The sequence below is a fragment of the Hymenobacter volaticus genome (genome assembly GCF_022921055.1).
GTDB lineage: Bacteria > Bacteroidota > Bacteroidia > Cytophagales > Hymenobacteraceae > Hymenobacter > Hymenobacter volaticus.
Window position 1 is genome coordinate 3,425,958 of sequence record NZ_CP095061.1, and the last position, 23,457, is coordinate 3,449,414.

At 53.7% G+C, this 23,457-nt stretch carries 21 protein-coding genes and 1 tRNA gene; 13 read left to right on the plus strand and 9 right to left on the minus strand.

Going from position 1 to position 23,457, the window contains the following annotated elements:
• Positions 1-506 precede the first annotated feature (506 nt).
• The 4 genes from MUN86_RS14810 to MUN86_RS14825 are packed head-to-tail and all read left to right on the plus strand — an operon-like array spanning position 507 to position 2,771.
• A complete protein-coding gene (locus MUN86_RS14810; protein WP_245118832.1) occupies positions 507-1,640 on the plus strand; it encodes a transposase in 1,134 nt (377 codons plus the stop codon).
• Positions 1,606-1,908, plus strand: coding sequence for a transposase (locus MUN86_RS14815; protein ID WP_245118834.1), 303 nt, complete (start codon positions 1,606-1,608; stop codon positions 1,906-1,908). Before MUN86_RS14810 ends, MUN86_RS14815 begins: the two co-directional genes overlap by 35 nt.
• Complete coding sequence (locus MUN86_RS14820; RefSeq protein WP_245118835.1) at positions 1,905-2,042, plus strand: hypothetical protein; 138 nt, start codon at positions 1,905-1,907, stop codon at positions 2,040-2,042. The genes MUN86_RS14815 and MUN86_RS14820 overlap by 4 nt, the downstream gene beginning before the upstream one ends.
• A gap of 6 nt (positions 2,043-2,048) precedes the next feature.
• Positions 2,049-2,771 (plus strand): IS3 family transposase, encoded by a 723-nt coding sequence (locus tag MUN86_RS14825; protein WP_245118837.1) that lies wholly within the window; start codon positions 2,049-2,051, stop codon positions 2,769-2,771.
• Here the strand turns inward: MUN86_RS14825 and MUN86_RS14830 are convergent, their stop codons facing one another.
• The 6 genes from MUN86_RS14830 to MUN86_RS14855 all read right to left on the minus strand — a co-directional run bounded on the left by MUN86_RS14830 (position 2,772) and on the right by MUN86_RS14855 (position 7,002).
• Positions 2,772-3,359 (minus strand): hypothetical protein, encoded by a 588-nt coding sequence (locus MUN86_RS14830; RefSeq protein WP_245118838.1) that lies wholly within the window; start codon positions 3,357-3,359, stop codon positions 2,772-2,774.
• A gap of 100 nt (positions 3,360-3,459) precedes the next feature.
• The gene (locus tag MUN86_RS14835; protein ID WP_245118840.1) at positions 3,460-3,681 is read right to left on the minus strand and encodes a hypothetical protein; all 222 of its coding nucleotides are present in this window, start codon (positions 3,679-3,681) and stop codon (positions 3,460-3,462) included.
• Between the two features lie 432 nt (positions 3,682-4,113).
• Entirely contained in the window at positions 4,114-4,800 is a 687-nt protein-coding gene (locus MUN86_RS14840; RefSeq protein ID WP_245118841.1) for a hypothetical protein, read from the minus strand.
• 540 nt (positions 4,801-5,340) lie between these two features.
• A complete protein-coding gene (locus MUN86_RS14845) occupies positions 5,341-5,643 on the minus strand; it encodes a helix-turn-helix domain-containing protein (protein WP_245118843.1) in 303 nt (100 codons plus the stop codon).
• 233 nt (positions 5,644-5,876) lie between these two features.
• Positions 5,877-6,752, minus strand: a complete 876-nt coding sequence (locus tag MUN86_RS14850) for a hypothetical protein (protein WP_245118844.1) — start codon at positions 6,750-6,752, stop codon at positions 5,877-5,879.
• 174 nt (positions 6,753-6,926) lie between these two features.
• Positions 6,927-7,002: transfer RNA gene (locus MUN86_RS14855), tRNA-Lys, on the minus strand.
• Positions 7,003-7,082: 80 nt separating this feature from the next.
• Here MUN86_RS14855 and MUN86_RS14860 point away from each other — a divergent pair.
• Complete coding sequence (locus MUN86_RS14860; RefSeq protein WP_245118845.1) at positions 7,083-7,799, plus strand: SH3 domain-containing protein; 717 nt, start codon at positions 7,083-7,085, stop codon at positions 7,797-7,799.
• An 80-nt stretch (positions 7,800-7,879) separates the two neighbouring features.
• Here MUN86_RS14860 and MUN86_RS14865 read toward each other — a convergent pair whose 3' ends face one another.
• Positions 7,880-8,683 (minus strand): SDR family oxidoreductase, encoded by an 804-nt coding sequence (locus tag MUN86_RS14865; RefSeq protein WP_245118846.1) that lies wholly within the window; start codon positions 8,681-8,683, stop codon positions 7,880-7,882.
• 312 nt (positions 8,684-8,995) lie between these two features.
• Between MUN86_RS14865 and MUN86_RS14870 the strand changes: the two genes are divergently transcribed.
• From MUN86_RS14870 to MUN86_RS14895, 6 genes are all read left to right on the plus strand, one after another.
• Positions 8,996-11,137, plus strand: a complete 2,142-nt coding sequence (locus MUN86_RS14870; protein ID WP_245118848.1) for a GEVED domain-containing protein — start codon at positions 8,996-8,998, stop codon at positions 11,135-11,137.
• A 94-nt stretch (positions 11,138-11,231) separates the two neighbouring features.
• Positions 11,232-15,017 (plus strand): PKD-like domain-containing protein, encoded by a 3,786-nt coding sequence (locus MUN86_RS14875; protein WP_245118849.1) that lies wholly within the window; start codon positions 11,232-11,234, stop codon positions 15,015-15,017.
• 23 nt (positions 15,018-15,040) lie between these two features.
• A complete protein-coding gene (locus tag MUN86_RS14880) occupies positions 15,041-16,462 on the plus strand; it encodes a T9SS type B sorting domain-containing protein (protein WP_245118851.1) in 1,422 nt (473 codons plus the stop codon).
• Positions 16,463-16,731: 269 nt separating this feature from the next.
• Complete coding sequence (gene rlmD, locus MUN86_RS14885; protein WP_280640525.1) at positions 16,732-18,144, plus strand: 23S rRNA (uracil(1939)-C(5))-methyltransferase RlmD; 1,413 nt, start codon at positions 16,732-16,734, stop codon at positions 18,142-18,144.
• Positions 18,145-18,162: 18 nt separating this feature from the next.
• Positions 18,163-18,525, plus strand: a complete 363-nt coding sequence (locus MUN86_RS14890) for a hypothetical protein (RefSeq protein ID WP_245118852.1) — start codon at positions 18,163-18,165, stop codon at positions 18,523-18,525.
• Between the two features lie 13 nt (positions 18,526-18,538).
• Positions 18,539-18,913 (plus strand): hypothetical protein, encoded by a 375-nt coding sequence (locus MUN86_RS14895; RefSeq protein WP_245118853.1) that lies wholly within the window; start codon positions 18,539-18,541, stop codon positions 18,911-18,913.
• A gap of 88 nt (positions 18,914-19,001) precedes the next feature.
• Here the strand turns inward: MUN86_RS14895 and MUN86_RS14900 are convergent, their stop codons facing one another.
• Both MUN86_RS14900 and thiL read right to left on the minus strand, forming a co-directional pair.
• Entirely contained in the window at positions 19,002-19,382 is a 381-nt protein-coding gene (locus MUN86_RS14900) for a hypothetical protein (RefSeq protein WP_245118854.1), read from the minus strand.
• 23 nt (positions 19,383-19,405) lie between these two features.
• Positions 19,406-20,434, minus strand: a complete 1,029-nt coding sequence (thiL, locus tag MUN86_RS14905; RefSeq protein ID WP_245118855.1) for a thiamine-phosphate kinase — start codon at positions 20,432-20,434, stop codon at positions 19,406-19,408.
• Positions 20,435-20,832: 398 nt separating this feature from the next.
• Here thiL and MUN86_RS14910 point away from each other — a divergent pair, with 398 nt between their 5' ends.
• Both MUN86_RS14910 and MUN86_RS14915 read left to right on the plus strand, forming a co-directional pair.
• Positions 20,833-21,393, plus strand: a complete 561-nt coding sequence (locus tag MUN86_RS14910; protein WP_245118856.1) for a DarP family protein — start codon at positions 20,833-20,835, stop codon at positions 21,391-21,393.
• Between the two features lie 359 nt (positions 21,394-21,752).
• Positions 21,753-23,420 (plus strand): phage integrase SAM-like domain-containing protein, encoded by a 1,668-nt coding sequence (locus tag MUN86_RS14915; protein WP_245118858.1) that lies wholly within the window; start codon positions 21,753-21,755, stop codon positions 23,418-23,420.
• Positions 23,421-23,457 lie beyond the last annotated feature (37 nt).

Below are 23,457 nucleotides of genomic sequence, written 5' to 3' on the forward strand. Positions count from 1 at the left end.
TTTTTTGATATCCTCTATACCAAGGACTTTGTTTTCGTTAGCTAGGTTTCGCTTTGCGGCTAATAATCCATCCAGTTTCACTTGACAAGCCTCTATCTTTTTAGCGGATCTCACCCGCCATACTCTGAGCTAATTGCTGCTGGGTCATATGGAGCGAGGTTGAGGCAAAAGGAATTTAACCTTTTTACCGCAATTTCGTACCCATCCAAGCTGTAGATACAACGAGTTAGTCTCACTTAGCGCTGCAGCTGGAGCGCTTGGCCTTCAGTAAGCCGATATGGGTTATTTTCACCTTGAAGTTGGTGCAATCTGATAAGGCAGCAGGTAAAAACCAGAAGCACACCAAGCGATTAACGAGGATAAAGACCTTGAAGGTTGGGTGGCCTTGACAAATTCGTCACTAGAAAACGATCAATCTGTTCCAGTAAGACACGCCTGTCTTTCTATTGGAGGGTGGCTGTTGCAGAACGCGCTATCCTGTCTGGTGTTCTGCTCGTAGCTGGAGGATGCAAGGCCAAAAGCAGTTCATCGATAAAGAGGTCACGCACTTTCGGCTCCCCAAGCGCGTGCCCGCACATAATTTCTACCGTCGGTTGGCCGAATTCGTCGACTGGCGCTTTCTTTACGAAGAGACCAAAGCGCTCTACAGCCACACGGGCCAGCCCTCGCTTGACCCGGTCGTCTTCTTTAAGCTCGTGCTCGTGGGGCGGTTAGAGAACCTGGTCAGCGACCGACGTCTAATTGAACACTGTGCCCTGCGGCACTCCACTGTGAGTCGTACTCGACAGTTGTACCCCACGGTCGTCTTTGAGCGTCTATTCGACCACGTCTTCGCCCAGTGCGTGGCCCAAGGCCTGGTCGCCGGCGATACCCAGACAGTAGACTCGACCCCGGTCAAAGCCAACGCCTCGTTGTACAGCCTCTGCGAAATGCAGCCGATCGAGACGTTCATTCCGTGCATGCAACTCGCCGGAGAATCAGAGCCGGACGCCCCGTCGCGGCCGGCGGCGGCCGTGTTAGACACGCCAGCACACGTCTTGCGTCGAGTGGCCTATCGGCAGGCTCAGCACCGGACGGGGCATTTCGGCGCTGGACGCCCCCGCGCCCGTTTGGTGAGCAACAAAACGCATTACAGCCCGACCGATCCGGAAGCGCGCATCTCCATCAAGCTCGGCAAAGCCCGAGCCCTGAACTACCTCTGCAGCTTGGCCGTCGATACCGCTGACGGCGTGATCAGTTACGTCCAGGCCGACTTGGTCGATAGCCGCGACAGCGTGCATTTGCCTCAACTCGTCACGCACTTGCAGCAGCGCTTACTCGCCCATAGCTTGCCCCTGCAGGACCTGGTGGCCGACACCAACCACTCCAACGGGGTGAACTACGCCTTACTCGAACAACAGGGGGTCATGCCCTGGATTCCGGTCTTTGGGCAGTACAAGCCCACCGTGGAGGGCTTTGCTTATGATGCCCAAGCGGACTGCTTCACCTGTCCGGCCGGCAAGCTGCTGCCCTTCAAAGGCTACGATAAGCAGCGGGAAGGCGGCCTACAAAAGCTGAAGTGGTATAAGCTAGGCGGACAGAAGCAGGACGTATCTTTCTTTTGTCATGACCGCAAAAAAGAATGGGATGCCACCCGATAAACGGCGTAAGTACGATGCCGCCTTCAAGGCCGAAGCCCTGCGCCGAACCGGCGAAAGCCGTTCAACCCAAGCCGCTGCCCGCGAGTTGGGCATCAGCCCCAAGCTACTATATCGTTGGCAGCAGGAGCAGGTAGTCGCGGAGGTGGGCAGTGTGGAAGTGGCCCGCGACCCGGAAGTACACCAGCTGCGGGCCCAACTCAAGCGGGCCGAGCAGGAACTCGATATTTTAAAAAAAGTTTTGGTCATTTTTGGCCAATCGACCCGGTGAGCACTTACCAGTATATCGCCCAACGCCAAGCCTACGTGCCCGTGCGCCAGCTCTGTGAGGTGCTGCGCGTAGCTCGCAGCGCTTACTATGCTTGGCAGCGACGGCAGGTGTCTAGTCTAGAACCCACTTGGTAAGTAGCCGTGTGTCAAGCTTTTAGACGGCACTCGGGCCGCTATGGCACCTGTCGCCTACGTGCGGAGCTACAGGCACAAGACTACCAGGTCCATTCGGCGCACGCTGGCTGCGCACGGTCTGCGTGCTCAGCAGTCACGCTCGTTCGTACCGCGCACCACAAACTCCGATGCAGCTGTGCGCGCGGCCCCAACCGCTTGCTCGGTCAACCAGCCCCCACGGCCCCGAACCGGGTGTGGGTGGGCGACATCACGTATTTGCCCCGTCAGGGTGGCGGTTGGCTCTACCTAGCTACGTGGCTGGACCGTTGTTCGCGCAAGGTGGTGGGCTGGGACGTACGCGAAACGATGCCCGAAGGCCTGGTCAGCGAGGCGCTACGGCGGGCGCTGGCCGTGTGGCGACCCACAGCTGGGTTGATTGTGCATTCTGCCCAGGGTAGCCAGTACGCAGCCACTAACTTTAAAGCCTTACTGGCCCAGCACGGGGCGCAGCAAAGCATGAGTCAACGTGGTAATTGCTACGACAACGCCCACGCCGAATCGTTTTGGAGCCGACTCAAAACTGAATTACTCGATGGCGGCTCTTTTCCTGGCTTGGCCGAAGCACGCCTGGAAATCAGCCATTACATCGCCTATTATAATGCTGAGCGGCGTCATTCGGCTCTCGGCTATCGTACCCCCAACTACTTTGAAACCCAGCTTCAAACCACGTCTCCGTTCTGTCCGGCGTAGCTAGACCACCTCATGAGGCGTAGTGATGTTCTTGCTCAAGAAGTACTCGCTCGCTTCCGCATGCTTAGCTAAGTCCGTTAGAATTTCCTGCTCGTGGTCGGGGTGGGTAGCAAACATATCATCTAGGCCCTTGGCATCTTTGGTAATGAATTCCCGCTTGCCGTGCATGTAGAACACCCGCTGCAGTGCATACTTCGGATCATCAAGCAGCGGCTGCAACGCTTCGCGGGAACTGATGACTGCCGCCGCAAAGGAGCCCGGACGTTTGCCCAAATCCTTCGAGGAAGCCCAGTTCAACATAAGGGCGCCAGCATCGTGTACCAGAACCAGGGTTTCCACCTGGCACTTACAAATGAGGCCAACGAGGCTGGCTTCAAGGCGCACGTCGCCAGTGCCTTTTTCCTTGAGGAGCGTATTGCCCGGTAGCCCAATTATATTGAGGCCACGGATGTAGCCCGAATAAGCTTTGAGTTCGCCTTCCACACAATAAAGCACTGGTATCTTAGTGCTCTTCTGAAATTTCTCAACGATGCCCGGCGGATAAAAGAGCCGCGCCGGTGTACCCCGCATTTGATCGTACTTTTGCACTTGGCTGTTGCCTTCCTTGTCGACATACTCGCGTGGTTTCTTTAATCGGACGCGATAAAAAATACTGTGCGGACTGTTCTTGGTGCCATTGTCGTAGGTTTCACCTCCCCGATAAGGTGGGGTAGAGGATTTGCAGGTTATCGTCTTTGTTGGCGGAAAAGACTTTCCAGCTCCGCTTGCAGTGAGTGTCGACGCTGGCTGGATCAAACCCATAATAGTTATTCTGCTCCGGCGTAATCTTGGCTTCTTTAATGCGCGAGGCTGCATAGGACAATTGTTCTGGTTCAGTGATAGGGTCGGTAGAAGTAGAGTCAGTAGACATTAGAAATGCACGAGTGTTGCGACAGCGAATGATTGAGGCTGGTCATAGGAGACCCTTTTACCTTTCACTGCTCATGAATGAAAAGCCGCAATGCGGCGTAAGAAGAGGTACACGGCCGCCTTTAAGGCCATAAATGTGCACCTGGTAGCGAACGGTACTTAGACAATGCTCGCACTCGAGGTATTTGTCAGCTTTGCTGGACCTACTCTAATGTTTAGTACTAGAGCAGGCAGTACTCAACAGCGCCAGTCGGGAAGAAATTAAGCACCTAGTTAAGAGCTGCTCTTATTACCATGATGCGGTAATAGTAAGGACGCTGTAAGGCTGATTGCCACGCCCTAAAATCTGCATTCATTATTGTATGTGTTACCCAAGTACAAGAGGCGTTACCGAGCCGTTAACGTAGCCGTTTCAGTAACACCTCCCCTACTCTTATTCTAACAGTCGCTCCCGCAGTTGCTTGCGCCATTTACCTTTGAGCTCGTAACGCCCCGTACGCCCAGATAGCCAACTTGCTTTTGCTTCTTGTTGCGTTTCTTGCACGATGAGCAACGCGTCCCATAAGTCGTCTAACCGCAATCGAGCTACATGCCCCGTTTGACTCAGATAGGGGTGTGCTTTATAGTTCTCCCGCGCATCCATTAAACTATCTGCCAATTCCTGTAGCGTTTCACTATCTAAACGCTGGCTCTCATGGTATAGAAAGGGCTCTACGACTTTCACATAGATAGCGTGCATTTCGTGTGCTAACGCGGCGTCGGCTTGTTGCTGGCGAATCGCCTTGGCGGCGGCTTCTTGTTCATCGTAGCGAACCAAGCAGGCCCGAATCATGGCATTTACATCTACTTTCTCGTCGGCCGAGGTCGTACTAGGTGTATCCTGTGGCTCTCTCACCTGCAATGCAGGTTGTCGCAGTGACAGATTCGATTCCCAGCTGGATTCATCGCCTGGCTGCCTATGTGCACCGGCCTGTTCTTCTTCTCGTTCTTCCAGTTCTTCGTCAGAGAGAATTCCTTGCCGGTGCGCCGCTACGCGGCACCGGCCACTACAGAATTGTTTATCACTTCGACCAGTGAAATAGGTACCACAGATTGGGCACTCTTTTTCGAGGGTATACATAGCTATTAAATTTAATGATGTGAGAGAGGATGCACTGAGCAGCGCCACTTTTACAGCTGGTGCGCCTAGTATTCTGTGCCAGACCTGTGACGATAGCCCACCCACGCTCATTCTATGGCCTCACATGTCACTTAACAGCCCGTTGAGGGCCTCCTACTAATCTGGTCCTAGTAAGTCAAAGTGCAGATGGCTAAGGAAGAGTCGGCACAGGTCATCAGTGACGGGGCAACTACCAGTTTGTTCCGGCTTGCCACGACACTCGCACGTGGTACAATTCTAGCTTTTTGTTGATTCAGGAAATTCGAAGGACTTTACGCTCTATTGCTTCTCGTCCCTCTAGCTTTGCCAAGCAGGAGGAAAACCGAAGTTAGGCTGGTTACTTCAGGCGTGAAAGTCACTTATAGGCATACTATTGCTTTACGAGTAAGTGCCGCCGTTGAACTTCAGCAAGAAATAACTAATCGTCCAGCCAGCTATCAACCACTTCATCTAACTCCAGTAGCTCGGCATGGAAAACATTTAGCATACAACATGTCCCTCTTACTTGTGTGACTCTAAGTAAGCTATTAACTCGCTCCGTTTGTAGAGCACACGCTTGTCAGAACTATAGTAAGAGTTAATGATCTGTAATCGACGCAGCTTGTTCAAAGTTGGTTTGGACAGATGCAGCAGGTCAAGCGCCTGTTTCGTGGTGAGGTACTCGGCCTGGCTCTGCTGCTGATCAGCCTGCAACAAAGCGAACAGAGGCTTGAGTTTTTCATCCAGAATAGTATTGAGAAGCCACCTGAATTGCGGAAGCGTTAGCAGGGCTGGTAACACTTCAAGAGGATCATGTTCTTTCATTGTCAGGGCTAGTTGACTAACTCAAGACAAAAGTGACCCGATGCGAAATCTGTAATGCTCTCACAGCATCGATCAGGTGTGAGAACAACAATGATGATATTGGTGACATACGACATGTGTTAAAAGATTAAACATGTCGCAAGGGATAAAATAAGGGGAGCTGTAGCAGGTAGTGTAGCAGCTACAATTTTACCGTATCTGATATATGTTATTGATAATCAATAACATATATATTACTCATCTATTTGCTTTCCTTTACTCTGTTTCACCTCTCTAATCTTGTCAGCGACTTTTTTGCCAATAGGAGTTGTATCAATTTTTGCTCGTGTCAACTTTTTCAACAACCCATTCAATGGCTTTTCAGCAAACGCTCCTGATCCTGAAGTAACCGTATTAGCGTAACGTATGTAGTCTTCTGTTCGCTTATCGTTGCAACTGATCAATGCGCCAATCACTTTACCAAGTACTGTGAGTGGAGTGTCTGCGAAGAGTTCTTGAAGTCTAGGCACCATTATCAGTAATAGAGCAACTTTTTGTCGATGAGTATAATCATAGATCTCATCTGATTCTTCATCTTCAACTTTGCTTTCCTGATTAGTGTCAGGAAAGGAATCCACTGATGGCAGTGATGTGTTTGCCTCTGTAATTGCCATACTCTTATTAGCCAACCAGCTTATCAGTGCAGTCCGGCTATTTAGGGATTCAACATGAATATTGAATTCCTGCATATTACCTTCTAAGAACTCCAACAATCCTTTCTTATCGATGGCATTCGAATAAAGTTGATCTAGATATTTTATAATGGAATATCCTTCTAGCTTATCGATACGATCAGCAAGCTTCCAGTTATAATATGATTCAGGGACTGGCTGCAACACAAAAGTGTTATCCGTCGCTTCCGGCGGATATGCGTAATAATAAGCAGCAAAATCAAAATCAGGTTCGCGAAAGACAGGATTGTTAGGTGGGTAAGGCCCCCCAGTATCGAGCAACTCCTGCGACATAATCACGAACCAATTGGATTGATCAATCGGTAGTTGAGGATGGGTTGGAATATTCACCATAACAGCATTAAGTGATTTGTAAGAAACACTAGCTGGAGTGAGCAAAAGAACTCATCCGAACTTTTACACCTTTACTACGATAACTGCACTGGAGTTAACCATAATTTACTTTACTAAACTTACTTGGGTGAACAATAATGAAACTCATCATCTATGCACGGTCCCACTTGCGGCCCCACTAACAAAAAAACCTCGTTTGCAAGCTGCAAACGAGGTTTTTGGTGATCCCGCTGGGATTCGAACCCAGGACCCATACATTAAAAGTGTATTGCTCTACCAGCTGAGCTACAGAATCAATTACTTTGCAATCAAAACTTTCCTGATTGGCTAATGGTGGCACAAAAGTAGCCGGCCAGTTTCTACGCTCCAAACGTTTTGCTGAAAAAGCCCTTTCTTTTTTTTCTGATTTCGCTCTGGTTCTCCCAACCCTCTACGGCGCAGAAAGTTACTCCAAAACTCGCCCGCGCCGACTCTGCCTTCGATGCCGGAGCTTATCAGTTAGCATATCGGCAATACCGAGGATTGTTGCGCCAAGAAGCTGTAGCCTCGCCCCGTTTGCTTTTGCGCATGGCGTACGTGCAAGAGGGATTAGGGCATTACCCAGCCGCGCTCTACTACCTACACATGGCCTTGGCCCGGCAGCCCCGCTTAGCTACTTGGCACAAAATGGCAGAGCTAGCGCGCGACCAGCGCCTAGCGGGCTACCCCGAAACGTGGCGGCAGGACTTGCAGCTTACTTTCCGACGTTACTACTATTTCGGGTTGCAAGGGCTGTTGATTGGCGCGGTGGTGAGTGGCACTTTGCTGCTGGTACGCCGGCGGCAGATAACCCGCGGCTGGTGGGTAGCCTACGGTTCTTATCTGGTTTTTACGGCGGTGTACCTCAACCTGCTAGGCACCGAACGCGCTGCGCTGGTAGTGCGGCCCACCGCCGCCCTGATGGCCGGTCCTAGTGCCGGCTCTGCTTGGCTTACCACGGCGGCCGCCGGCGACCGGCTGGTTGTGCAAGGCCAGCAAGACACGTGGTACCAAGTACAATGGCAGGGCCAAGAAGCGTATATCCGTACCCAAGACTTGCTGCTAGTACAGTAGCGTGAAGTGGTGAGTTTGATGTTCAGCTTACGCAAATTGTGCAGCCAGACGCCCACTCACCTCTTCGCGGTTTCACTGCTTTACAATTCCCCTTTTTCCTCTTTGCGGAAATGGCTGAGAACTAACTTGTCAGTCAGGCTGGGGAGCCATTTGTTGAGGAAGACTGTGAGTTTGCCTTGGCTGGTAAGCACCAGGTCGCGGCGGCGGTGACGGACGGCGGCCAGGATGTGCTCGGCCACTTCCTCGCTGCTCATCATCTTCTGCTCGTCGCGTGGCGACTCGCCCTGGGCCGAGCCGTCGGCGGCTAGGGCTACCTGGCGAATATTGGAGGCAGTGAAACCAGGACAAGCCAGCAGTACGTGCACGCCCTGGGGCAGCAGTTCGGTACGCAACGCTTCCAGAAAGCCATGCATGGCAAACTTTGAAGCCGAGTAGCCCGTGCGTCCTGGCAAACCGCGGTAGCCGGCAATGCTGCTCACCCCTACCACCGACCCTTTGCTGGCCAGTAGGTGGGGCAGCGCAAACTTGGTGGTGTAGACGGTGCCGAAAAAGTTGGTTTGCATCAAACGGCGGATAACCTCGAGATCTACTTCCTGAAAGCGGGCCCGCATACTGATGCCCGCATTGTTGAGCAGCACATCGAGCTGACCGAAAGCTTGAATGGTCTCGGCTACGGCGCGCTCGGAATCCGCCTCTACTCCTACATCGGCGCGTACAGTGTGGTGCGTAATACCGAGGCTGGTTAACTCGCGGGCAGTATCCTGAAGGCGCGCTTCGTCGCGGCCCGTAATAACGACGCGGGCACCTGCCTGCCCGAAGGCCACGGCGCAGGCCCGGCCGATGCCAGACGTACCGCCCGTAATAAGAACTACTTTATTTTTCATGCCTAGCAAAATGCGTTACCTGCCACGAAGCAGGCGCGGCAAAACTACTTATTTCAAGGTAAGTAGCCGGGATTTGGTACTAATTCACCTATTTCTTTCACCCTTGGACTTTATCGACTTATCTGGACAGCATCCTGGTGAAAGAAGCTGCACTTTGTCAGGGCATAGTGCCTACATTTAGAGTTTATTTTGTGACTTACTACACTTCTATTCTATGACCCTAATGATACGTGCGCAGCGCCTACCGGCAGCTTTCTGGTTCGGTGCTTTATTATGTAGCTTATACTTATTGCCTCTTGCTGGCTGGGCGCAGTGCCCCCCGCCACTAGTGCTTGCACGCCAGGGTCGGCACCGGCTTCCGGCTACGCCTTCGGGATGGGTATCCTGAACGTGACGTTAGGCTCCATCAACAATACCACGTTGGGGGTACAAGATGGGTACCGCGACTATGCTTGTACCCTTGGTGCCTCCCTGACGATTGGCCAAAGCTATCCTATTAGCATTCGTACTAACTCAGGTGTCAATGAAACGGTCCGCGTGTGGCTGGATATCAACAACGACGGCACGCTTAATCCAACCACGGAGCTGATTTTTTCTTCCAATGCCAAGCAGCTGCACACGGGCACTATTTCCTTGCCAGCCAACACAGTATTGGGCACCCGCCTGCGGCTGCGCGTTGCGGCTGACTGGGAAAATTCGCCGATACCCACTCCTTGCTCCACCCCCCAGTATTCGCAAACCGAAGACTACGCCATAACCGCCGTGACGAATACGGCGGCGCCGGTAGCAGAATTTGTGGCCGACCAAACCCTTACTTGTTCGGGTTGCGTGCAGTTCACCGACCAATCGCAAAATGCTCCTTCGAGCTGGCTCTGGAACTTCGGTGACAACACAACCAGCACCCTGCAAAACCCTAACCACTGCTATACCACGCCCGGTACCTATACTGTAACGCTGACGGCAACCAATGCAACGGGATCCAACGTGCGCACCCGCACCAGCTACATCGAGTACAACAGCACGGTGCCGGTAGCCGCCACTTGTACGCCCACTACCACCGCCTACTGCTGCGACTACGGCATCACGCGTTTCGCGCTTGGTACGCTCGTAAAGACCTCTCTGAACGGACAAGCTGGCTACGAAAATTTCACTTGTAGCAGCCGAGTACAGCTCACTGAAGGCACAGTCGTTTCAATTAGCGTCACTACGGGCGGCACCACGCCGCACGATACCCGCGTGTGGCTGGATTTAAACAATGACGGAGCTTTTACAACTGGGGAATTGCTTTACACAGCCCTAAACCGCGCCAGCCCTTCCGGGACCTTGACTATTCCGGGCTCAGCTGTGAAAAACGTGCCGTTGCGCTTGCGGGTGCTGGCTGATTTTGTGGGTGGAGCTAGCGGCCCCTGCGCCAATCCGCAGCTTGGCCAAGTGGAGGATTACACCGTGACGGTGCAGCAAAATACTAATCCACCCGTGGCAGCCTTTACCTCGAACTACGTGCTAGGCAATTGCCAAAACCCGGTGCAGTTCACCGACCAAAGCAGCAATGCCCCCACGAGCTGGCTTTGGAACTTTGGGGATGGCAGCACCAGCACGCAACAGAATCCTTCGCATATCTACTCGACCGCGGGGGTATTCAACGTCACGCTAACGGCAACCAATTCCTTTGGCAATAATGTCGTAACGCGCAACGGCTACGTGGTCTTTATGCAGCCGTGCGTATCGTATTGCACGGCCACGAGCACGACGGCCAATATTTGGCTGACCAACGTGGCTGTCCGCCGCGGAGCGGCCACCGACCTCGACAATACGTCGGCAGCTTCCGCCAACGGCTACGGCAATTACATCGATCAAGTGGTGAATTTGTACCAAGGGCAGAGTACCACGCTTAGTTTGAGCGTGAATGCCACCTTCCAGCACGTACTGTGGGCCTGGATAGACTGGAACCGCAACGGCACTTACGAAACGTCGGAACTGGTAATGAACGGGATAACTTCCGCAACAACATTCTCGGCGCCCATTGCTGTCCCGGGCACGGCTGGCAGCACAGGGTTTACACGGATGCGGGTGATGGTACGGCTCAATAACTTGCCTACTCCCACCGCCTGTCAGATCAATCAAAACAACTCGGAAACCGAAGAGTATTCGGTGCAAGTAAACCAAGTGCTGGCTACGCTTGAGGCGCGTACAATGCCGGCGCTAACTATTTTCCCAAATCCTTCGGCTGACGGCCATCTGCGCTTGCGCCTCCCCGACCCTGCTGCGGCGGGCACTTACGCCGTGCGCATCGATAATGTGGTGGGCGCCCAGGTGATGGAGACTTCCGTGAAGCTGAGCCCCAATCAAGAAGCCACCCTAGACCTCTCCAATCTGCCTCGCGGCCTGTATATGGTGCGCTTGCAAAACGCCGAAGGGAAAATGGCCACGCGTCGCGTTCAAGTCGGCTATTAGTTGAGTGCTGCTTACCTATTGAATTTGCTGTCGAGTTAGTTAGTGGCCGTTGATCAGTCGCCAATCAGTAGTAATCAATTCTTAAACTTCCTATATGGCTAAACCTATACTCCGCGCCTTATTCCTGCTGCTCCTGCTCGCGGGGCTGCGCCCAGGTTCGGCGGTAGCTTCTCACTTGTTGGGAGGCGAAATGACCTATCAATACCTTGATGCCAACGGCCCCGCAGGCACCCAGTTTCGCTATCGGGTCACGGTATTTATTTACTTGAACTCGGAATGTTCGGTTCCGGGAGTTCCCTCCCAGACGGTGTCGAACGTACCTGATGGGCGTTGCAACATCTTTCTAAATCTTTACAATAAGACCACGGGCCAGCGCATCAATAGTGGCGAAGGCTCCAACAACTATCCGTGTGCGCAAGTGGTGTGCGGCGGCGCTACCCAGTTCGACCAGCAACCAGGAGGTACGTTTCGGCTGCCGCGGATTTCCAATCCGAGTATTACCCCGCCGCAGCCAGGTGGATGTAGCATTCCAGCCGGCACGCTGCCCTCGGTACGGCTGGCCCGCTACGAGGCCATCATCAACCTGCCCGTGTCGCTGGCGGGTTACTACGCAGTGTACACCGATGGTACGCGCAACTTCAACATTGACAACCTAACCAACCCCAGCGGCCAGAACCAGACCCTGTACGTGGACATGGCTCCCCCGCTGCTGCCCAATTCGTCGCCTACCTTCTCGGATACGGCCGTGGTCGTTATCTGCCAGGGCGATACCAGCATTCTGGTCAACAACGCCGTCGATCCGGACGGTGACCGGCTGATTTATTCGTTCAGCACACCCTACAACGACGTTCAAAACAACTTCCCGGCCACAACATTTACTCCGCCTCCGCCTAGCGTTTTGTATGCGCCGGGCTACTCGGCCACGAATCCCTTCGGTACTGCTCCTGGCAATTATGCCTTCTTGAATGCCAGCAACGGTATTAGCCGCTACGCTACCTCCCGGGTGGGGCGGTTTGTGGTGGCGGTAGAGGTGAAAGAGTACCGCTCTATCAATGGCAATGAAGTCCTGATTGGCTCTACGCGCCGCGAAATTCAATTGGTGTCACGAACATGTCAGCCCAACAACTCGCCGCAGTTTACGCCGGCCACGGTTGCCACTCGCACGTTCACAATTCAGGAAGGACAATCCTTGAGTTTTAACCTAGCCGCTACCGACTCCGATGGCAACCCGATTAACCTAAGGGCGAATAGTGTGCTGCTTGATGGTGCCGGGCCCTTCAACGCCACGTTTGGGGGCAACCAAGGAACGGTGCTACCGGGGGCTCCTACGGGCAGTGCTACTGTGCAGGGCCCTAGCGGCAGTGTTAATAGCCAGTTCGTATTCAACAGCCAGTGCGGTAATGCTCGCAGCACGCCCTACGACGTAGTGGTAACGGCTACCGACGTAGCGTGCGGTGCCAAAACGGTGGCCGAAGTGTTTCAGATTTTGGTAACGAAAGCTGCCGGCCCAACGAGCATTACGGGCGAAACCGTTATCTGCGACCGAAGCACCCCACGGTCCTACACAGTAGCCGGACCCACCGCTAGCTCCTACCGCTGGACTGTGCAGGGCGGCATCATCCAGGGCTCTAGCACTGCCAACACGGTGCAGGTACTGTGGAATGGTACCGGCGCAGGTCGCGTAACGGTACGCGGTATATCGGCGCTCAATTGCCCTACCGATTCGGTGTCGCGCACGATTGATGTACGGCCAATTGGTGCACTGACTGTAACGCCCGCTACTCCTACCATTTGTCAGGGTGCTTCCACTACGCTTACTGCTTCAGGTGGCACCAGCTACACCTGGACCAGCAGTACCGGTCAAACCTTCACGGGAACCAGCATCACGGTAACGCCTGCCGTTACTACCACCTACACCGTGACGACTACGGATGGAAGTTGTACTGCCTCACGAGCGGTAACTGTGACGGTGACTCCTCAGGCAGTTGCCAATGCTGGGGCCGATGCTACAGTGTGTTCGGGAATTGCCACTACGCTCGGGACGGCAGGTCTAACCGGCTACACCTACCAGTGGAGCCCCGCTACGGGCTTGAGTAACGCTACAGTTGCGCAGCCAACCCTAACCTTCACTAACACGGGCACCACCGCTCAATCCTTGAAATACGTGGTAACGGCCACCACCACCTCCGGCTGCATAGCCCGCGATACCGTGACAGTGCTGGTGAACCCGGCGGCTGTAGCGCTGGCAGGTGCTGACCAGACGTTTTGCTCGGGTGGCACCGCTACGTTGGGCAATGCTGCTAGTGCCGTGGCAGGCAGCACGTACGCCTGGAGCCCGGTCACGGGATTGAGTTCCTCGAATGGCGTTACTACCACTGTTACGCTGCCTAACACCACTGCGGTACCCGTTGTCAACCAATACATTCTGACCGTAACAACCAGCAACGGCTGCGTAAACCGCGACACAGTACGAGTAACCGTGAACCCTGCGGCTGTTGCCAATGCAGGCACCGACCGGGCCGTGTGCTCGGGTATAGCTACCACGCTCGGCACGGCGGCTCTAACAGGTTACACCTATCAGTGGAGCCCGGCCACGGGCCTGAGCAGCGCTACCGCTGCCACGCCGACTCTAACGCTAATAAACACGGGCCCTACGCCGCAACTCCTGACGTACACCGTGACGGCTACCACGGCGCAGGGCTGCACTTCCACCAGCATGGTACGGGTAACCGTCAATCCTGCTGCTATTGCCACTGCGGGTACCGACCGGACCGTTTGCTCGGGCGTAGCCACCACGCTTGGCGCGGCAGCCGCCACGGGATATACGTACGCCTGGAGTCCAGCTACCGGCCTGAGCAGCACTACTGATGCTAACCCTACCTTAACGCTGCCTAACACCGGCACTGCGCCGCAGGTATTAAACTACATTGTGACGGCCACAACCAGCAACGGCTGTGTGGCCCGGGATACGGTGCGCATCACCGTAAACCCAGCCGCCGTAGCAAATGCCGGGGCCGACCGCGCCCTATGCTCCGGCGACCAAACGACCTTGGGCTCGACCTCGCTTACTGGCTACACCTATGCTTGGAATCCAGCTACGGGCTTGAGCAGCGCCACCGTTACCCAACCGGTTTTCTCGCAAACCAATACGGGTACCACGCCCCAGATCCTCACCTACATCCTCACGGCCACTACCGCCCAAGGATGCGTAAGCACCAGCACAGTACGCGTAACCGTCAATCCCGCGGCAGTGGCTAATGCCGGCGCCGATGCCGCAGTTTGCGACGGTAAGCGCACGACATTGGGTACCACCGCCTTAGCGGGCTACACCTACCAATGGAGCCCAGCCACCAACCTGAGTAGCGCTTCCGCTGCCCAGCCCACCTTTACCGGGGTAAACACCAGTCAGAATCCGCTTACTCTCACGTATGTGGTGACGGCCACGACGGCCCAGAACTGCGTCGGCCGCGATACAGTGCGCATCACTGTGAACCCACGCCCTTTGCCCGACAGTATTCAGGGCTCCGCTTCGGTATGCCCTACAATACAAGGCGTGGCTTATTCGATTCGCAATGCGCGTGGTACTGCCTATCAATGGCTGGTGACGGGGGGTACTATTGCTAGCGGCCAGGGTACGGCGGCTATTACCGTGAACTGGGGTACGGCCTCTACTACCGCAAGCGTGAAGGCTTTCCAACTGAACTCGCTTGGTTGCTCTTCGGACACGATTACGTTCCCGGTACGGGTCAATCAGCAGCTCATCACCCAGCGGCCAACCGGCCCATTGAATGTGTGCTTGGCTGATGGGCCCTTCACGTATCAAACTTCCCTCACGAACGGCTCCACCTATGGCTGGCAGATCGTGGGGGCACCCAGGTAAGTACCAATCAGAATACAGTGCAGGTGACTTTCACACGCCCCGGTATTGCCAAGCTCGTCGTGACGGAATCCAGCAACCCGGCCGGGGGCCGCTGCTTGGGCCAGAGCGATACGCTGTACATCACGGTGCGGCCTTCACCGGCCACTAATCTGGCTATCAACGGGCCAGCGCAGGCGTGCGCAGCAGGTGGCAACCTGACCTTTACTTTGCCCGGCGCAACTGCTTCCACTTATCACTTTCAGTTAAACAACGCTACCATCACCAGCACCGGCAACACCGTCACGTTGCCAACGCCAGCGGTAGGCACTTATACCCTTACAGCTCGCGAAACCAACGCTAGCCTCTGCCCCGGTCCGCTCTATACCAAGACCTTCACCGTAGTACCCGCCCTGGCCATAAATGGTCCGGCCAGCTACTGCCCCGAAGCGCGTACCGGCCTCAGCTATACAGTGGGTACTGGCTTGCCGGGCGCAGTTTATCAATGGACGATAACGGGCGGCACCCTTGTTAGCGGCCAGAACACGCCTACCATCCGCGTTGACTTCCCCGCAGGAAACACCCCGGCCACCATCCAAGTAACGGAAACGACCAGCAACGGCTGCGCCGCCACGCTCACGGTACGTCCCGACAATGCTAGCACTAACTTGGTAGTAGCCTCGGTCGAGCCGCAAGATGACCGCCGGGTTACACTCACGCTCAACGTGCCCAACAACACCGGCAACACCAACCGCGTGAACATTATGCGTCGGCCGGCGGGCAGTACCGGGGCCTTCGTGGCGGTAGGCACCTCGGCCACTACGGCCACCAGCTTCACCGACACGGGCGTGGACACCGATGCCAGCGCCTACGAATACCGCTTGGAGCTAACCAACGCCTGCGGCACCTTGCTCAGCAGCACGCAACACACGACCATTCGCGCGGTGGCTACCGCTGTGGAAGGTGGAGCTGGCCGGGACCAAGGCAAAGTGACCGTAACATGGAGCCCATATGTAGGCTTCGCGGTGCGAGATTACCAAGTCTTCCGACGCGTCAGCAACGGCACCGAGGAACTGGTGCAAACCGTAGCCGCTACCACTACTAGCATCACGCTCACGACCGGTAGCGCCGGCTTCGATCAGTGCTTCCGGGTACAGGCCATAGCGGCGACTGGTGCGCTGGTTTCGTCATCCAACTCAGCCTGTGTGGAGTTTGCCAACGACTTGGTATTCTACAACGTGGTGACGCCCAATGGCGACGGCCTCAACGACCAGTTTATTGTGAAAAACGTGGAATTGTATAGTGGCACCACCCTCACTGTATTCAACCGTTGGGGCAAGGAAGTATATAAGACCAACAACTACCGCAACACCTTCGATGGGGCCAATTCGCCGGCTGGCGTGTACTACTACCAACTTCAATTAGCGGGTGGCCGGTCGTACAAAGGTTGGTTTGAGGTAGTGAAGTAAGCCACCGAGTTAGCCGGTTTTTCAACCCGCACAACTGGTATCTGCTTGCTGTTAGCTTGAAAAAGGCGCTTCATCTGAAGTGCCTTTTTTGTTAGTCAGACCTGCGTTAGAGCGGTCATTCACTTTCATTGCCGATACATGAATGAACTCCAACAGTAATAAGCTGTTAGCCAAGCGGACAGGTATACTCAGCAACGTTAGCCATATGCCACCCGACAAAATCCGTGAAATCCCAGAAATACGGCTAAATCCGTGATTACCTTTGCCGCGTGAATAAAGCTGCTAAAAACATTCCCGCGCAAGCCTTGCGCGAAGTTGAAATTCAAGATATGGTCGCCGAGGGCAAATGCCTCGTGCGCATTGAAAACCTCGTGGTATTTGTATCGCAGGTAGCCCCCGGCGACGTCGTTGACCTGCGCATTACCCGCAGCAAAAAGAGCTTCCTGGAAGCTGTACCTACGCACTTCCACAAATACTCGGAGCGGCGCGTGCAGCCGTTTTGCGAGCATTTTGGTACGTGCGGCGGTTGCAAGTGGCAGCATATCGGCTACGATACCCAGCTCCAGTACAAGCACCAACAGGTGGCCGACACGCTCCAGCGCATTGGCAAAGTAGCGCTGCCCGAAATTCAGCCCATCCTGCCCTCGCCTTCTCAGACCTACTACCGCAATAAGCTGGAATACACCTTCAGCTTTATGGGCTGGCTGACGGAAGAGCAGATCAAAGACGAAACTACCGAGTACGACCGGCGCGTGCTTGGCTTCCACACGCCCGCCCGCTTCGACAAGATTCTGGACGTCAACCACTGCTGGCTGCAACCCGACCCTAGCAACCAAATCCGGCTGGCGGTGCGCAACTATGCGCGCCAGCACGATCTGCGCTTCGGCAATATCATCAAGCAAACTGGCCTGTTGCGTAACCTCATTATCCGCACGGCTAATTCCGGCGACATCATGGTGATTTTGCAGTGCTACCGCCAGCACCAAGCCATTGAGCCGCTGCTGGACTATCTGTACGAACGGTTTCCGCAGATTACCTCCCTCAACTACGTCCTCAACGACAAGGGCAACGAAACCTTCCACGATCTGGAGGTAGTATGCTACAAAGGCGAACCGTACATCCACGAGGAAATGGAAGGATTGCGTTTCCGCGTCGGCCCGAAGTCGTTCTACCAAACCAACTCCGAAGGCGCTTACAACCTCTACAAAGTAGCCAGCGACTTCGCCCAGCTCACTGGCAACGAGTTAGTATATGACCTCTACACCGGCGCCGGCACCATTGCCAACTTCGTGGCCCGCCAGGCCCGACACGTAGTAGGCGTCGAGTACGTAGAGCAAGCCGTAGCCGATGCCCGTATCAACTCGGAAATCAATGGCGTGACCAATACCGAGTTCTACGCTGGCGACATGAAGGACGTGCTCAACGCCGATTTCATTGCCCAGCACGGTCGCCCCGATGTGGTCATCACCGATCCGCCGCGCGCCGGTATGCACGAAGATGTTGTGCGCCGCCTGCTCGAAATGCGTGCCCCCCGCATCGTGTACGTCAGCTGCAACCCCGCCACCCAGGCCCGCGACTTAGAGCTACTCGACGAAGCCTACAAAGTGACGCGCGTGCAGCCCGTAGACATGTTCCCACACACCCACCACGTAGAGAATGTGGTAGCATTGGAATTGCGGTAAGGCCTACACTGATATTCTATGGGACTTGACATCACCCTAGCTAGAGTAGTCAATAGTGAAGTCAATGAATATGACTACCTTCTTGCAGACGACTCACCCGAGTTGTATCCTTTTTTTCATCACCTTATACGCACGAAACATTTTGCTTATGAGGATGAAGAACTTGATGCGGAAGTGTACTTCCCAGAGGACCTAGCTTATCAGCGGAAAGGAGTAGTAACCGCTTTCTACAACGATTTTGTTAACGATGTATGTTTAATCCGTCAGCACGAGGTTGATCGGATGTTAACTTATGTTGACGAAAAACATAAAGCTGGTTTTGACACTTCCTTCGTCAAACAATTCAGAGAAGGTCAAACGGTTGTCATTATCAGCTGGTAACCACATTTTGTATATGGACTACGCCAACGACCCTGAACTGAATGGCAAATACCTCGGCACTATCACCAAGGATTTCGCTACCGTTTCTGATACGCTACTAGAAGCCTCCTCCCAAGTACGGAAGATGGAAATTTCTAAATATCCCATCTTCGTTTTTGCCCGCCAAGAAGTACCGCTCGGTAGTCTGCTCGTCAATGCCGACGAGTTGAACTTGGAGTGGCACGTGTTTGCTTCGTTTCTGGAGCTATTCGTACAGCAAGGCATTGTTGGCACGGAGGGAATCGAAGCCTTCCAATCCACCTACAAAGACCCCGACGAGTACTGCTGCCTCTTCGTGCTAGACAAGGAGTTCACCAATTTCGTGTACATCCCTTACCCCGAAGATTAAAAGCAACACAGTCCGAAATAACAACAAAGGAAAGGCCATCCACATGCGGATGGCCTTTCCTTTGTTGTTATTTACTTGACCCTTAGGTCTATACAGTCGATTTAGGTTTCCAATGCCAGAATAAAAAACCTCCGCAAACCGCTGCCATAAGAAAGCAGCCCATAACCTGCTGTCGAAGTTTTTTGACTTCACCACTATCTGTAGGCCACATTACATAGTCGGTTTCAGGACCGTACAAAACATGTATCAGGTCGCCCACCGCAACCGTATCGTACTGCTCTTTGGCCAAGCTTAGATAGTGGATATCGTTGTTCAGCCAAAACCCGACGCTGTGGTGCTTACGATTGTTACGTTTGTTAGCGACTGGGACTTGTATCAACTGCCCTTTCTCTAGCAAATACGTACTGACCTTCGCTTCATACCCATTACCAATCCCAAAGGCTAGAAAAAACAGGGTTGATAGGATCAAACAAAAGGCTTTTATGCCCCCGTTTAAAAATGATTAAACCCTTGCGCCCGGAGTGGCACGGGCTGACCAGATTTGGTGATGAGGTTAGTGCCTTCGCTCCTCTCTACCATGTGGCCAATGATGGTAATATCCGGATGGTTTTTAAGCAGAGCGTGGGCAGCGAGCGGAACGGTAAAGAGCAATTCATAATCCTCTCCTCCGTTGAGCATGCACATAATGGGGTCGAGGTTAAACTCCTCGGCCACTTCCAGCGTGGGATTAGCAATGGGCAGGTTTTCCGAGAATATACGGGCTCCGGTGCCGCTGGCTTGGCAGAGGTGCAGCACTTCCGAAGCCAGTCCGTCGGAAATATCGATCATGCTGGTGGGCTCCACGCCTAAGTCGCGCAGCTCGTGAATGACGTCCATGCGGGCTTCAGGGCGAAGTTGGCGCTGGAGCACGTAGGGATATTTGCCAAGTTCGGGCTGGGTTTCGGGGTCAGCCTGCCAGGCTTGCTTTTCGCGCTCCAGCACTTGCAAACCGAGGTAGGCACCGCCAAGGTCGCCGGTTACGCAAATCAGGTCGTTGGGGCTAGCCCCGCTCCGGCGCACTGCCTTACCAGCAGCCACGTGCCCTATGGCCGTGATGCTGATGGTGAGGCCGCCACGGCTGGCCGTGGTGTCGCCGCCCACGATGTCTACATCATACGCTTCGCAAGCCAGGCGCATTCCGTCGTAGAGTTCCTGCACTGCTTCCACCGAAAACCGAGCCCCAATACTTACTGCTACCACAATTTGGGTAGGGGTGGCATTCATAGCCGCCACATCAGATACGTTGACGGCTACCGCCTTGTAGCCCAGATGCTTAAGCGGACAAAAAGTAAGGTCGAAGTGCACTCCTTCCACCAGCATGTCGGTGCTAACTACAATCTCATGGCCAGCCGGTGGGGCCAAAATAGCGGCATCATCGCCAATACCGAGCTTGGTACTTGCTTGGCGGAGCGTAATGGTATCTTGGATGCGGCGGATAAGGCCAAATTCTCCTACACTATCGAGAGGTGTGATGTCACTCATAAACCCAATGGTTGGCGCTGATTAAACTGATTCCGTTGCTTTAAGCCGAACTTAACTATTGACTCAGTTAACTCGGACGGGCCGCAAAGGTAGGCAGGCGCCAGTAGAGGCGCTTGGCTAGTTAACAGAGAAACAATCTTTGCGCATCATTCCTCCCAGCTCGCTGCAACAACGAGTGGCTTCCTACCATAGTTTCCCCCAATATATAGACTGAGTTGTTGCACGGGCACTATCAAGCCCTACCTATGCGTTGTGGCCCAAAGCGAATTACTAGACGCCGGCATTAAGGCAAATAAATATCATGTTAACCCGCTTACTTCGCTTTCCGTTGCTGTTCTTGCTTCACTAACTAGCTGCTTTTATACGTGAAATCTGTGCTTAAACAAACTACTTGGGTTGTGCTACTGCTTGCTGCATTGGCCGCCTGCAACCGTACCCCGAAAGCTCTCGATCCGGCTTCGGCCACTGCCGCCAAACAACAACTCGAGGTTTTGCGCGACTCCGTAGATACGCGCTGGGCCCAGATGATGGCCAGCGACGACGCTAAAATCACGGCCACCAACCAGATACTGAACGAGCTAGAGCGCTGGCCGGCAGCGGATAAGCAGCAGCTTCAGCAGCTTACACAAGCCAACAACCGCCTTAAAAAGCTGCGCTACCAGCAGCTCACTATGCAGTCAACCCAAATTGACCGGTATGATACTGCGCAAGATTCGCTGTTGACGATATTACGCACTATGACCTCTCGCCCCGACGGCCCCGCCCCTAGCAGCACCGTCCTGAATACGCTAGACACCATTGGCCAGTACGATGGACAAGTGGTTGGGTATCGGGTGAAATATGATCAGGCCGCCAAAAAATTCAACAATTACGTCCAGCTTCACCAGGCCGAGTTGCAAAGCTTAGGGGGTAGGTACAAGCAACTAGCTCCTCTCCCGCTCTTCGAGTTGCCAGAATAAGAGAAGCAGCTATCCAAAAAAGCCCCGTTCAATTATCACTTGAATGGGGCTTTTTCATTTTAATGGACTGACTATCAGCAATGAGTAAGTTTATTGAAAATAATATGCAACCGATAGGCATTTCACTAGCTCTTCCTAATACAGCCAGTGGTCTTCTGTGCCACTGGTGTTGGTTGAGTTGGTTGTGGAAAGGCGACCGGAAATTTCCGGCCGCTTTTTTACTCCTCTTTTCTCTGACTATCAGTTATTTATAGCTTTTATTATTTGTTGCCTATCCATCTGGTCAGGATATTTGGGGTAAAACGGTACGGATTGCCGCTGTAATCCTGACCATATCCTGACCAGATTTTCTATTCGTAGTGTACCTTGTTGCCATCAAGCTCCACACTACCAACCTCAATATCACCCCGATGGCAACAATTACAGTCCTGACCAAGGACAAAAACAAGTCAAAAGAACAACCCCTGTGGGTGATGCTAAGACACGGCCGGGTCGAAGTACCCGTTAGCGTTGGATTATCGATAGACCCGAAGAAGCTCAGGAACGGTGTGGTGGTGGGGAGTGAAGCGACACACGTTAACAAGCTGGTTGGGGACATCAAGCGGGACTTACAACAAGCGTATGACCTCCTGGTGGAGGAAGCCGTTATCCCCATCACCCGCGAAATGATTCGGGCCAAATACGAACTGGTGAAGTCCACCCGGTTGGCCCAGGAAGCCAAGCTTCGGTTCATGTCCCAGGTGGAGCTTTCGGAAAAAAGAGAGAAGGCCAAGGTAGCCGTGCTTAGTGTCGAAGACCTGCAACTTCAATTGGAGGAAGATGAACGCAAGCTGGAAGAGAAGCGGAACCGGCTACTTCAAATCAAAGGACAAGCTCATGACGCCTTTCTGGGTTTGCTGGATACCCAGGACTACGGCAAAGGCTTTGACGTTGTGAAGGAAGCCACCCGGCAAGCCTTGCAGGATAACAAGAAGTACGACCTGGATTACTCGCAAGCTACTGCCGTGTTCGATGGAGACGAAACCCAAGCTAAGGAATTCCATGAGCAAGTCCAGGCTGACCAGAAAGACCTATTTGTTGTCTACGTCCAGAAGTTTCTACAAGAGCAAAAGCAAGACCACGCCCAGGCTACGGTATACACCTACCAGTCCGTCATCCGGGCAGTGAACGACTACAACCCTGGGTTGAGGATTCAAGATGTATCCAGAGTCGTTTTGTACGATTTTCAGGACCATCTTATCCGCAAGGGTTCCCTGAACTCTACCATTGAGAAGATAATGTCGCAGGTGAAGGGAATCATGAACTACTTCCAGTTCGATTTGAACCTGAGTCTAAGCTACAAGCAGTACAAGTTCAAGCTGCCAAAATTGGAAAACGACATCTTATACTTCTCCTTGAAGCAGCTTGAAGAGTTCGTGGCCTTCACACCTGCATATAGGGTTCCAAAAAGGTATAAGAATGCTGGTCAGCCAGCCTGGGAGCGCATGAAGGACCAGATGATTTTCATGTGTGCCACTGGGTTACGGTTCAGCGATATTTACGGAGACTTCCGTGAATACCTGCGGACCCACCGTGACGGTTCCCAGACCTTGGAGCTATATCCGCAGAAGACGCATAAGAAGGAAGTAAAGGTGATTATCCAGGTGACCCCGATGGTTCGCGCTATCTTGGACCGGCACAACTGGAAGTTCGCAGTCGTCAAGGACTGGTACTTCCGACAACTCCTGCGGGACTTCTGTTCGATGCTACCGTCCTGCCAAGAGGAAGTCACCCTGTACGAATACGCCGGGACCACCAAGCGGGCAGTGCTGAACGAAGATGGTAAGAAGCCCAAGTTCTGGGAGTTGTTGGGAACCCATACTGGACGCCGTACCTGGATAAACTTCGCTTTCCAAAGTGGGTGGGCGCTGCCTCAGATTATGGGTCAGAGCGGCCATACGGATATGAAAACGCTCAGTATCTACGCATCAAAAGCAAGTGTCGAACACGGTGTCCGGCCTCTGAACTTCTTCAATCAGGAGTTGTAACTACCGACATCGAACAAACTGACCTCCTCTATATTCA